This is a genomic window from Paenibacillus sp. FSL W8-0187 (assembly GCF_037969755.1).
In the GTDB taxonomy this organism is placed as follows: domain Bacteria; phylum Bacillota; class Bacilli; order Paenibacillales; family Paenibacillaceae; genus Paenibacillus_AQ.
In genome coordinates this window covers 565,075-578,007 of record NZ_CP150206.1, presented here as the reverse complement: position 1 = coordinate 578,007, position 12,933 = coordinate 565,075, and the positions used below count along the sequence as shown (strand labels likewise).

The window sequence follows — 12,933 nt, the reverse complement described above, 5'->3', positions numbered from 1 at the left end:
CTCCCTCCTAATCCTTGTGCAGTGATGAACGGTTTCTTATGGAGTAGCGGATCTGGCTTGCGCATCCTGTAGCTTCTGGGCCACACCTTCGACGGGGCCGCCCATCATAATTTCCTGCAGACCGTTGTTGATGACTTCAGCCGCTTCTGCAGACAGATAAGCATCGTATACCGGCGTAATGCTTGTGGATTTCACCAGGTTAAAGGCTTTGTAGTACAAGGAAGTAACTTTGGCCTGATCGATTTCGGTATCGTACATTACCATGGAGTTGCTCTCGGCAATCGCTTTTTGCGCTTCTGGTCCGCTGACCGCATAAATCAGTTCCAGCGCCAATTCTTTCGCTTTCCCTTCCGTTCTGCTGCTAAGGGCCAGACCGCCGCCAGCTCCGCCGGAGATGGTGTTAGCCTCACCTTTACCGCCCGGGATCGAAGGCAATGTCGTCACTTCAATATCCTTCATTTGCTCCTCCGAAGAAGAAGCCGCCAGGTTCGTGAGTGTCCATGCACCGCTGATCATCATCGCTGCATTTCCTTGGATGAAATACTGCTCGGCTTGCGTGTTGTCGATGCTGTTCGCGCCTTCCTGGAAGGCTTTGTTATCTACCAGCTCTTTGAAATATCCAAGCGCTTCGATAAACTCAGGATCGGTAAATTTCGCGCCATCCTGTGCTGCCGCTTTCTTGAACCATTCGGTGCCTGTCACACGGTCGGCAATCGATCCGATAATGGTGGATTGCGCAACCCATGGCGCTTTGTTTCCGAGTGCGATCGGCGTAATGCCGTTATCATTGAATGTTTTAACCGCCGCCATCATTTCTTCCCAAGTCGTTGGAACTTTTACGTTATGTTTGTCAAACAATGCTTTGTTGTAGTAGAGAATCGAAGTTGCGGACATGCCTAGTGGAGCAGAGTAGATCTGGCCGTCCTCGAACTCGTATGGATCAAACGCTCCCGGCAGGAATTTATCCTTCCAATCCGAATGCGCATCGAGCACCTCTGTAATCGGCTGAAGCAGTTTCGCCTGATGAAGTTCAGCTGACTGACTTCCTGCATATACGAAGAATACATCCGGCATTTCATTCGCAGCCGCAACCGTACTCAGACGTTGACGGTAACCGTCCGGTGGAATCGCTTGTGCATCGAGCGTAACTTCAGGATGGTCCTGAGCAAACTGATCGATAAAGCTTCGGACTGATTTTGCACGCAGGTCATCACCGGCAAAGTTATGCCAGATTGTCAGCTTGACCTTCTCTTGATTACTCTCATTTCCTCCCGCCTGCTCTTTGCTTTGCCCGCCTCCGCAAGCTGCAAGGACCAGTGACATCATCAGCAGAACAAGACCTATTTTACGTTTTGGTCTCATGGTCAATCCCCCTTTTTAATATACGAAAATGATGAAGCGTCTTAAGATGATTAGTCCAAGTATATAAAAGGATATAACGCTTACATAGGGGATATAATTCAGTCGATAGAGGGACAAAATTCAGGATTTGCCCGATACTCCGACGGGGTTTGTCCTGTCCATTTCTTGAACAGGCGGTTAAAATACTTAATATCCTCATAGCCGATTTCATTCGCGATTTCACTGATTTTGGCTGGCGTTTCCCGCAGCAGGTGCATCGCTTTTCGCAGTTTCGCCTGGGTCACGAATTCGATATAATTCTGCCCGGTTTCCTTCTTGAACATCTCGCTGAAATAGTTGGGGTTCATATGAACATGCTTGGCCACTTGTTGGAGAGACAAGCTCTGTCCCAGATGCTCATGAATGAAGGAGATCGCTCGCTGGACGGGACTTGTCGTCGACACCATATCACGGTACTCCTTCATGATGAGCCCGAGCGAATCGACCAGCACCTTCTCCGGATCCTTGGTCAACTCGCGGATATCGTACGTCTCTTCCACTTTCACCGGACTGGTATAGCCGATAGACGTTGCAGCCCGTATAAGCCAGCGCTGTGCCGAGACGATCAGGGAATGTAGGTAAGCCTGAACCGAGCCGGGCGTTGCCTGGTCCTGACTTTGGATGCGCCGCAGCAAATCCGTCACCCATGCCTGCAAGTCGGCGGATTCTCCCGAACGCAGCAGGGATGACAGCTTGGTTTCTTCTTCCATCGAACAGACCGTGCGGATGCCTGTACGTCCTTCGATATCTTCATAGCGGATATGCCGTTCCGATTGCAGCAGCCACTCGTAGGAGCTGGCCTCTACCGCGGTAGCCAGCGCAATGTGCAGCTCCCTGGCGTTTGCGACCCGTCGGCCGCTGGCAGCCTTGATGCGGCAGGCGTGCATGGATTCCATTTTCCGCAGAGCGGAATCTACCCGCCCCCAGCCATTACTCGGCTCTGCCCGCACCAACAGAAGCAGGGAGCCGTTCCATTCCAGCCACGCACATTGCAGCACTTCGGCCAACTCCGTGCCGATTAATCGATGCAGCTCGCTAACGTTCGATTGTTCCTCTTCTTCTGGATGCAGCGGATATACCGACAGCATCCAGATCTGCAGCACCGAGCCGTTCGATTCCAAACGCAGCTCCGGGTATCGCTCACACAATTCGGCCTCGGCATGCTCGTCCAGCGGAGTGCCGGAAGCAAGCAGCCTTCTCAGGAAACCCCGGCTGACTACCAACTCCTGCGCCCTTCCCTTCGCTTGTGTAAGCCTTCGCTGTAACAGCCGTTCCCTGGCTTGGACAGCAGCCTCAATAATTTCCCCGGGTCTGCTCGTCTTCAGCAAATAGTCACTTACGCCTTCCCGCATCGCCTGCTGCGCATATGAAAATTCATCATATCCCGATATAACAATGATTTCGATCTCGGGATACTGCTGCTTGACTTCATGTGCCATATCCAGTCCGCTCAAGCCTGTCATGCGAATATCGGTAAAAATAATTTCGGGCATTTCAACAGGAATACGCTGAAGGGCTTCCTCCGCTGAAGCCGCGGGCGTCAGCACCGTAAAGCCGTTATCGGCCCAATTGATCACTGTACTCAGACCATTTCGAATGATCACTTCATCATCAACGATCAGTACCTTCAATGTCGCCATCCCCTTTATTGGATAATTCAGATTGTTGAATTTCAGGTAAATCAGGTATCGTAAACATGACACGTGTTCCGACTCCTTCCGTACTCTCCACACGCAAGCCCGCGTCCTTGCCGTAATGAAGGAGAAGCCGTTTATGGACATTGCGCAGCCCGTAGCTTCCGCGCGGGGTCTGCCCCTTCTCGTACTGCAGCGGATTCTCAACCAGCTGATCCTGAAGCCATTTCAGGCGATCCGTCGTCATTCCGATGCCATCATCCTCCACCACGAAGCGGATCCCTTCAGGCTCGCGGTACCCGCGAATCGTAATCGTCCCCATCCCGTCGCGGCTCAAAATACCGTGCAGCATGGAGTTTTCAACCAACGGCTGCAGCAGCAGCTTTAACATGGTGTGCTGATACAGCTCTTCCTCCACATGAACCTCAAACTTGAACTTTTCCGGATAGCGGATGGTTTGGATATTCACGTAATGACGGACATGCATAATTTCCTGCTGAATCGTGCAATATTCCTGCCCGTTATTGAGACTGAACCTCAGGAAATCGCTGAGCGATCCCACCATCTCGGCGATTTTCACATCCTGGTTCATCAGTGCCAGCCAATGGATGGATGACAGCGTATTGTAGAGGAAATGCGGATTAATCTGCACCTGCAGCGCATGCATATCCGCCTCTTTCTTCAACGACTCGTTCAGCTTCACTTCGTCGGTAAGCTTCACAATCCGGGAGCTGAGCCGGTTGTAACTGATAATGAGCTGCCCGACCTCATCGACCGTCTTAACCGGGAGCGCAGGCAGCGGCTCTTCCGGGCTTGAATTCTTGAGAAACTTCGTTAGCACGGACAGCGGATTCGTAATTTTCTGGATAAGGAAAAGAACCAGTATAATGGCAAGCAGTATAGCCACGGTGACGGCAACCGCCGTCAATTTGATGAAGTATTGGTTCTGGGAACGGTATTCCTGTGAGGGTATGATGCCGACCAGTTTCCAGTTCACGCTGGACATTTTCTTATAGAGAATGGTCTTCTTGTTGCTCCCCTCGCCATAGTCTATATTTCCGCTGAGCCCCTCAAACTCTCCAATCGAAGGATAATAGTCTGCAAGTGTAAGATTGGTCTCCATATCCGGCGGACCGGCGATAATCCGGTTATTCTCATCAAGAAGAAGGACAAACCCGGTCTTCTCCAGGACGGCCTGCCGGAATTGGTTAGCAATGACGCCCTGATCCAGGTTGATCTGCAGATTCCCGATCGGCTTATATTTATCCGTGCTCCGGATCGGTCTGGCCAACGTAATGACTTTCCTAACGCCTTCAAAAGTCCACTGCCGATGCACAAAGGACCACCATTTGGGATGATGCTCGTAATAACCGGGGACCACTTCGGTAATATTCCGGAACTCGGAGCGTACCAAGGATTTGTGCGAGATCGCATCTTTGCTGCCGAGCGGTTCGACAATGATGTTGGCGATATAATCTTTGGAAAAGGCCAGATTCGTCAAAAAATTAATAACCGTCGTCTGCTGGACATAGTTGCTTTGCTCGGTCTTCAGATAGGCTTGAACACCGGTATGCCCGATGAGAAACAGCGAGATGTTCTCCACGTCTTTGACCATCGTATCCAGGTAAGCTTCCAGCTGCCGAAGCGTATTCATTCCTGTAATCTTGGCCTTCTCCTCCGTCAGACTCTTGGCTATGTTAAAAGAGAAAATACCGAGAAACAGCAGCGGCACCAGCGTAGCGATAATAATAAGTAACGACAATTTATGCTTTAGCGATTTCCCAAGCCATTGCTGCATAAAAACACCTCGTTCAAAGCCCTCATGGTATGGACTTGTTATATTACTTAACATTGAATGCGTTTACTTACGAAATCACTCTCTTCCCCTAGCAAAAATGTGTCAGGTTTATTAACTATCTTAGAGGAATCTTAAGACTCAAGTAAATGGTAATAAAGGCCTATGAAAGAGGATGAAATCTTCCTGCATAGGTTCTATATGCGCCATTCTCTCTGGTTCCTTTTTGGAGAGTATGGAGGGAATAAATGGGATGGACTGGACATTAAAAAAGCACAAAAAGGGCGCCGTAGCACCCTTTTGATTAGCGAAGCACATCATTCTATCAAGATTTATGCTTCTAGTCCATGTTCATAACGTCTTATCAGATATGCGTTTATATGTAGATCTAAAGTTCCACATCAATAAACCGTTACTTCCCCCATTCTTCCAGACTACTATATTCAATGCCATCCACCACAAACCGGTTCAACTCTTCTTGAAATCGGTATGTTATTTGGAGATCGCCAGCGAAGCCGGCAGGGCTGATGCTTCCCGCAGCTTCCGTAACAAGCTGGCCTTCCGCTAGTTTGTGTCTGACGACGGCCCCGAAGCCAACCTTATCATATAGGTAGCTTTTATCCTTGGAATCATCCTCGATCCTTTCGACATACTCCTTCCCGTCGATCAAAAGTTTGATCACAAAGTGGTCTGCATACTTCTCAATGTTGGATTGCACATGGCTCGATACCGCCTGTTCCAATGATTCGATAGGAATTTCCTTCAGAGTCTCTGCATCGACTACATGCATCTCCCCCATGTAAAGACCCGTGCCGGTCCCGTTCACATAGAACACCACAACTTCCGGCTTGCCATCGCCTGTAACATCCTGATATTGAATGACGGGTTTACGCATACCATCTCCGCCGTTCCAGTCCTTAAAGACCTGCTTCCTTCCTTCGACCTCGACCACCATTCCTTCATATCTACCGTATTTCGTGGCGCTTACCGGATACAGCTTCACATCCCGGTTCTCCTCAGCCGTCGACACGTCAACTTCCGGTGTATAGATGTAGACCATCCCGGCCTTTGTATCCAAGCTTACCTGTGCACCATACAGCTCCCCCATCCATCGAGCAGGAACCATGACGCGCCCATCCTTTAGTTGAGCGGGAACAGACAAGGTGTAGATCTTCCCCTTTCCCTTGGCTTCCTTGCTCCCCATCTTTAGGGTGACTTGATCGGTGCCTGTGTTGACGGTTACCGTCTTGTTCTTGTTGTTCCAGCGGAGCTGCATAGGCTTCAAATATTCCCTCACCGTGTTCAAAGGGACCAGCGCCGTACCATTCACGATGACAGGTTTAACGTCCATCGTGACAACATAATGATTAACATTTAACCCCAATTCCTTCTTGTGCCCAGCCTCAGCCTGAGCCTGTACCATCGAGCTTAACAGCATTGTGGCCGCTATAGCGCCGCTTGCCGCCAGTTTTGTCCATTTCTGGGTTGTCATGTTCTTTAAATCTCCTTAGCTGGAAATATGAATCCTTATAAACTTTAACGCATCGTGACCGGGATTGGTTAGTCCATATCAACAAATAATGAAAATACTTCCTCTGTCGTCCCCTTCCTGCAGAGCCTCCAAGAATTTGCCCCATCTTATGTAAAAACATGAGTACGATCCTTCTGTTATGTTAGAATCGGATATGATTGTTATATTATGGAATATAATGAGTTCAAAATAGTTCTGATGCCGGTGCCAGGAAGGTCCTGTGCGGAAAATGTTGAAGGGAGGTGGGCTGTATGGGTTCCATGTTTAGTTTATGGCCTATGTTGATATTAATCATAAACGGACTTTTTAAGCTGCTTGGTTTGTATGCATTGTATCTGCTTATTAAATTTTTGATTCGTGCCATAACAGCTGTCGAGCTTTACATCGATGAGAAAAGAAACCGGCGGTTGTGAATGTAAACTTCAGATCATTTAGGATTGAAACTACTGAATCTCCTGTGGTAAAGTCTAGGCAACCAGAAATGAAAGGGTGAACCAAAAGCCGATGATCTACTAATCCTGTCCCAAACATTGGAAAAACACTTCGATATAAGGTTTTTCGGGATAGGATTCGTGCGGCTTTTTTATATGTGACGGGTAGATGCTTGAAGCTTCTTTATTCATGAAGCCGGTATCTTCTTTTGTCCGTATTCAGCCTCCTATTCCGAAATCTCGGAGTGGGAGGCTTTTTTATTTAAAAACCTAATAAAAGAGGATGGATCATCCATGACAGCACCGAATCCAGGAGAACCTTACGCAATTCCAGGAAACCGGAACGTGAGACTTGGATACGCTTAGACAAATGAAGAATCCGTCTTAAAGCATTCCTAACAACTTTCTATACAGGGAGGCATGTTTGCATGCAGATCATAACACAGGAGTACAAGACAGCAAATCGGGAGTCGGGACCTTATGGTATTACGACAGGACAAGATGGGACCATATGGTTCACGGAACAAAAAGGAAACCGGATCGGGCGGCTCATCAAGAATGGGGATATGCGCACGTTCGAAGTGCCGACTCCGGATGCCGGGGTGATGTCCATCCTATCTACCCATAACGGTGACCTCTGGTTCACGGAGTACAAAGCGAATAAAATCGGAAGAATGACAGTGGAAGGAACATTTACGGAATTCGAACTACCTGAAGCCAACTCGTCTCCTTACGGCCTGACGGAAGGTCCGGATGGAGGCATATGGTTCACCGAGCTAACCGGCAACCGAATCGGAAATATAACGCCGGCAGGCGTTATCGCGGAATATGACCTACCATGCAAAGGGGCGTACCCTTCCTATATTACAGCCGGTCCGGACGACGCGTTGTGGTTTACGGAAAACCAGAACAACTGCATCGGACGGATTACGGTGGACGGAGAGATTACCGAATTCCGCATTCCAACAGAGCAATCCGGCCCGGTCGGCATCACGGCAGGTGCCGATGGCGCCCTTTGGTTTGTTCAAATCAACGACAATCAAATCGGTCGAATCACAACGGCCGGGGAATTCACTGAATTCAAGCTCCCGTCCGGGAATGCCAGACCCCATGCCATCACGGCGGGGGTTTGCGAAGATCTATGGTTTACCGAATGGGGAGCCAATCAAATCGGACGAATTACCTGTAACGGGGACATTACCGAGTACCCGATCCCTACCCCCTCCGCGGAACCACATGGCATTACCGTGGATTCCGGCGGCGAGGTCTGGTTCGCCGAGGAATGCGATCAGATCGGACGGTTTACGATTCAATATTAGGCTTAGGATGCCAACATATTGCTCCACCCATAAAAAAGCCCGTTCAGCAGCCTGTTGCCGGGCTTTTCCAGTGCAAAGCTGACCCGGCTTGTTTCTTCATCTATGCGAATATGATAGATTAAATGGATACTTAGAATTATTTCTCTTAGGAGAGTCCAATAATGAACCCAAACCAAACGTTAGATGATATACAGTGGCAGACGCTCATTCAACAAACCGCCGGTTACTTCAGCGATTTGACTATTAAACGGGGGTTTCAATATTACAAGCAAGGTCGTGTTCACACAAGCGAGTTGACAGAGGCTTCCGGGATAATTGAGGCTGCCGTTGATGGAACGGAAACTTACCGTATCCAACTCCATCTTCATTCGCTGAGTGACAGCACATGCAGTTGTCCCGTTAATGAAGGCTGCAAGCATATGGTGGCTGTTCTGCTTGACTATGCCCAGCTTCAGGGTCGTTCCATTCACGCCCTAGTTAATGCCCATTCCACCACGTATGCTTCCACCTCTTCGTATGACCGAAGCGAGTCCGGCTTCAGCCCAGCGCAAGAACGGCCGTCTGCCGGAGCATCAAAATGGAGAGTCAAGGCGGACCATTTGCCCGAGCTGCCGATCTCCGCATGGCATGAGCTGTTCGAAGTTTGCACGGCTTCGCTGGGAGCTAATACGCAGAACTCATTTTACGCCAAAAATGCACTGGCCTCCCTCCATCACATCAAACCGCCGATGCCGCCGGAAATGGGATCATTATACGAGTTTCATGCTCATCTCTTTATTCTCGAGAAGCTGGTCAAGCAGCCCGCTAGTGCCTGGAATTCCTCCGGATCCTACATCGGCTATCATACGCAGGTAGCAGCGGATCATATCCTGGCCAGAATCGAGCGCATCTTCCATGAAGGGCTTGAGAGCGGCGAACATGGAGAGGCATTCAAGCAGCGACTGACTGAGACCATTTCGCATGTCCGGCGGAGCATGCTGAGCGAGCCGCGGAACCGCAAATTTTACGCCCAGGTCTATATGCAGCTCTGGATGTACTGGATCTATCCGTTTGCCAAAAAGGACAACAGCTTAATCCAGGCGGAGTTAGAGCAGTTACAGGCAGCCGAAGTCGAATTCGGCAGCACCCTCTCGCGTGCCTCGTGGTATATGGCGCAGGGCTTAATGTCCTTCTACCTCGGACAAGACAAAACGTCTTGGAGCCTGATCAAGGAAGCAGACAAGGTTAGCAGTCTGTCCCCGGCTTCCGTCCTGGGCTTCTTCGACATGCTGCATTCCTGGCAACAATGGGAACGCTTGGCTCACTGGCTCCCGGAGATCGGCCCGCTGCTTGGCAGTCACCGCAACGAGCATCTCAGCAGCTATCAGTTCTATTGGGATGCCGTCATAGAGCACTTGCCCGAGGAGGCTGAACAGATGTGGAGCAGTCTTGCCGACATGCTTCCTTATGCGAAGGACATCTATCAGAATGCCTTGATCACGCACGGCAGATGGCGGGAATGGATCGACTACCAATTAAGCACAGGCCGGGAGCCGCTGGAGCTCCGGGTCAGCGAGCTCGCGCCGATTGAGAAGAATGCGCCCGAGCTGCTGCTGCCTTTTTACCATCAGGCCGTCGAGCGGTACATCCTTCATAAGAACCGAGCCGGCTATAAAGCAGCGGTCAAGCTGCTCAAACGGTTGGCCAAGCTATATAAAAAGCTCAAGCAGCAGGAGCGCTGGGATCTGTTCATTATCTCATTGTCCGTACGAAACAGCCGGCTTCGTGCATTCCAAGAAGAGCTGCGGAGAGGAAAGCTGATATCATGAGCAGACACACAGAAACCATCACGGTCCACATGGCGTTAAGCGAATACGGAGATGCCGTCATATACGGCTCTACCGTCATGCGGGGTTACGTGTCCGGACAATACCTGAAGCACCGTTTATTTGCGTGGCACGAAGCTTCCTTCTACGGAACAGAGCTCACCGTTCAATCCGTTCAGGATATGGAAGTGGTCATCCTACCTTCCGAGCAGGTCATACCGTTTTTTGCGGATGGACGACTGCTCGAGCATATTGAATGGGTATGGGACGAGGATTGTCTTCCCTTCATTGAAATTGCTCCTTCGCTGGCAGCTTGCATTCAGGACAAGCAATACGCGCCCAGCTTGAGTGCCTTCAAATCAGGCAAGCTGCAATGGATTTGGGATCCGGAGGCGTTCACAGCGGAAGAGTTGTCCCGTCTTTCCCTGCTGAGTGCAGACGAGATATGGAATGAGGGCTTACGGGCAGCGTTCTCTGCCGCCGTTCAAGATCAGTGTTACGGCAGGGAAGAGGCGGCGGCTGACCTGCGCAGAGAATACCCTCTTCTCTTCTCGCCGAACCGCACGGCAGCCGAAGGCATGGACGACAAGTCATGGCTGATCGCCATCGGATGGCGGCCGGATACCGCTCCATTCCGACCGCTGCTGCAATTGTTGGAGCCTGACGAAGAAGAAGCCGCATGGCGCCTTCGGCTTGTATTGCAAGACAAGCAAGACGCTGCATCGCTTGCAGCCGTTCGTCTGGCTGAAGACGGGCAGGCATACGGATCATGGCCGGAGACATGGACACCCCATATCAAGGAGCGGTCCCCCGGCTGGCTCCAAGGCTTGCAGGCAGCACTGCCGGCAAGGGTGCTTCACGCTCCAGCTGATGACGCGCTCGGTACGCCTCTGTCCGACGAGGCCGCATGGCAGTTCCTCACCGTCGACAGCCAGCGGCTGCTCCAGTCAGGTTGGCTGGTCCTGCTGCCCGCTTGGTGGGAAGCCGCCAGCAAGAAGAAACCCAAGCTGCGGGCCAAGGTACGCTCGAGCGAGGGCGAGAACGCCGAACGAAGCAGCGGCGGTTCCCTGTTCGGTCTGGATGCGCTGGTCAATTTCGATTGGCGGATCGCCATCGGCGAAGCTACTCTTTCCGAGGCTGAATTCACGGAGCTTGTTGCCCGGAACGAACGGCTGGTACGGTTCCGGGGCCAGTGGATTCCGCTGGATCCCGCTCTGGTCGCCCAAATCCGCCAGATGATGGCGGGCGTAGATCGTGAGGAAGGCCTATCGTTCCAGGATATTCTGCACCTGCATCTGCTCGGGAACAACGATGAGCCAGAGCAGACTCAGCAGGATGCTGAGGAAGCGCGGGACCCGGAACGGATCAAGCTTGAGGTGGAGCTGAACGAGCACCTCGTGAAGCTTATCGGCCAGCTTGGCCGACAAAGCGAATGGCCGAACCTTCCTGTCCCGGCTGGGCTGAGGGCCGAGCTGCGGACTTATCAGCATGACGGCTTTGCCTGGCTTGCCTTTTTGCGGCGTTACGGGCTTGGGGCATGCCTTGCCGATGACATGGGTCTTGGCAAAACCGTGCAGTTTATCGCCTACCTGCTGCACGTGAAGGAGACGGCGATGCAGCGGGAAGAGCGGCGCCTCCCTTCCCTGCTGATCTGTCCCACCTCGGTGCTGGGCAATTGGCAGAAGGAGCTTGAACGGTTTGCCCCGTCACTCCAGGTCATGCTTCACTACGGCGGCAAACGAAGCAGCAGCAAGGATTTCTATAAAGAGGCTTACCAAGCCGATATTATCCTTACTTCCTATGCGACGGCCACGCTCGATCAAGAAATGTTAAGAGACATGAAGTGGGAAGCGATCGGCATCGACGAGGCCCAAAATATCAAAAATGCCGACACCAAGCAATCCGCCGCCGTGCGAAGTTTCCCGGCAAGGCATCGCGTTGCCTTAACCGGCACACCGATTGAGAACCGGCTGTCCGAACTGTGGTCCATCTATGACTTCATCAATCCCGGATATCTTGGAAGCCTGCGCGCGTTCAATCTCCGGTTCATCCAAGCCATCGAAAAGGACAAGAGCGAACAGCGCACGGCTGATCTGCAGAAGCTGATCAAGCCCTTCATGCTCCGGCGCAAGAAGAAGGATCCTGCAATTCAGCTCGACCTGCCGGACAAAAACGAGATGAAGACCTATATCCATCTCACAGCTGAGCAAGGTGCGCTTTACGATCAAACCGTGAACAGCCTGCTGGAACGCATGCAAAAGCTCGAGGGCATCGAGCGCAAGGGGGCCATCCTGGCAGCTCTTACACAGTTCAAGCAGCTCTGCGATCATCCGGCTCTGCTTACGAAGGAGCCGCTTCCGGAATTGCCGGGAGGCGGCGGCTCGCTCGACACCGAAGCTGTCGTCAACCGTTCAGCCAAGCTGGAGCGGCTGCTGTCCATGGTGAAGGAGCTGCGGGAAGAGGGCGAGCGCTGCCTGATCTTCACCCAGTATATCGGTATGGGTGAGATGATGCGGCAGGTGCTCCATCAAGAGCTTGGGGAGCCCGTGCTATACTTGAACGGCAGCACGCCCAAGCGGACTCGCGACCGTATGATCGAACAATTCCAATCCCAGACGCTGCCGCCCGAAGAGCAGCCGAATGTCATGATTCTCTCGATCAAGGCTGGCGGCGTTGGTCTGAATCTGACCGCGGCGAATCATGTGTTCCATTTCGACCGCTGGTGGAACCCTGCGGTGGAGAATCAGGCTACCGACCGTGCTTATCGAATGGGACAGACCAAGGATGTCCAGGTGTACAAGTTCATCTCCATGGGGACGCTCGAAGAGCGGATCGATGAGATGCTGGAGAGCAAGCAGCAACTGAGCGATCAGGTCATCGCAAGCAGTGAGGGCTGGATTACCGAGCTATCCACCGATGAGCTGAAGGATCTCTTCACGTTGCGGCGCGACTGGGCGTAATCGTCGGATCAAGAAGTACACGGATAGGCGACATTCGATGGATCTTCGGCAATTCTT

At 51.7% G+C, this 12,933-nt stretch carries 7 protein-coding genes; 3 read left to right on the top strand and 4 right to left on the bottom strand.

Translation table 11 applies throughout. The features are described 5' to 3' along the window. Window positions 1-36: 36 nt before the first annotated feature. From MKY48_RS02540 to MKY48_RS02525, 4 genes are all read right to left on the bottom strand, one after another. Complete coding sequence (locus tag MKY48_RS02540; protein ID WP_339269802.1) at window positions 37-1,362, bottom strand: extracellular solute-binding protein; 1,326 nt, start codon at window positions 1,360-1,362, stop codon at window positions 37-39. Between the two features lie 98 nt (window positions 1,363-1,460). After that, a complete protein-coding gene (locus MKY48_RS02535; protein WP_339273369.1) occupies window positions 1,461-3,041 on the bottom strand; it encodes a helix-turn-helix domain-containing protein in 1,581 nt (526 codons plus the stop codon). Then, window positions 3,013-4,833: a sensor histidine kinase gene (locus MKY48_RS02530; RefSeq protein WP_339269800.1), complete on the bottom strand. Its 1,821-nt coding sequence runs from the start codon at window positions 4,831-4,833 to the stop codon at window positions 3,013-3,015. The genes MKY48_RS02535 and MKY48_RS02530 overlap by 29 nt, the downstream gene beginning before the upstream one ends. Before the next feature lie 409 nt (window positions 4,834-5,242). Further along, window positions 5,243-6,322: a copper amine oxidase N-terminal domain-containing protein gene (locus tag MKY48_RS02525; protein WP_339292221.1), complete on the bottom strand. Its 1,080-nt coding sequence runs from the start codon at window positions 6,320-6,322 to the stop codon at window positions 5,243-5,245. 898 nt (window positions 6,323-7,220) lie between these two features. Here MKY48_RS02525 and vgb(C) point away from each other — a divergent pair. From vgb(C) to MKY48_RS02510, 3 genes are all read left to right on the top strand, one after another. Then, window positions 7,221-8,111 carry a streptogramin B lyase Vgb(C) gene (vgb(C), locus tag MKY48_RS02520; RefSeq protein WP_339292220.1) on the top strand — a complete coding sequence of 297 codons (891 nt, stop codon included), beginning with the start codon at window positions 7,221-7,223 and terminating at the stop codon, window positions 8,109-8,111. 161 nt (window positions 8,112-8,272) lie between these two features. Then, the gene (locus MKY48_RS02515; protein ID WP_339269795.1) at window positions 8,273-9,919 is read left to right on the top strand and encodes an SWIM zinc finger family protein; all 1,647 of its coding nucleotides are present in this window, start codon (window positions 8,273-8,275) and stop codon (window positions 9,917-9,919) included. Continuing rightward, complete coding sequence (locus MKY48_RS02510) at window positions 9,916-12,876, top strand: DEAD/DEAH box helicase (RefSeq protein WP_339292219.1); 2,961 nt, start codon at window positions 9,916-9,918, stop codon at window positions 12,874-12,876. The genes MKY48_RS02515 and MKY48_RS02510 overlap by 4 nt, the downstream gene beginning before the upstream one ends. Window positions 12,877-12,933: the final 57 nt, after the last annotated feature.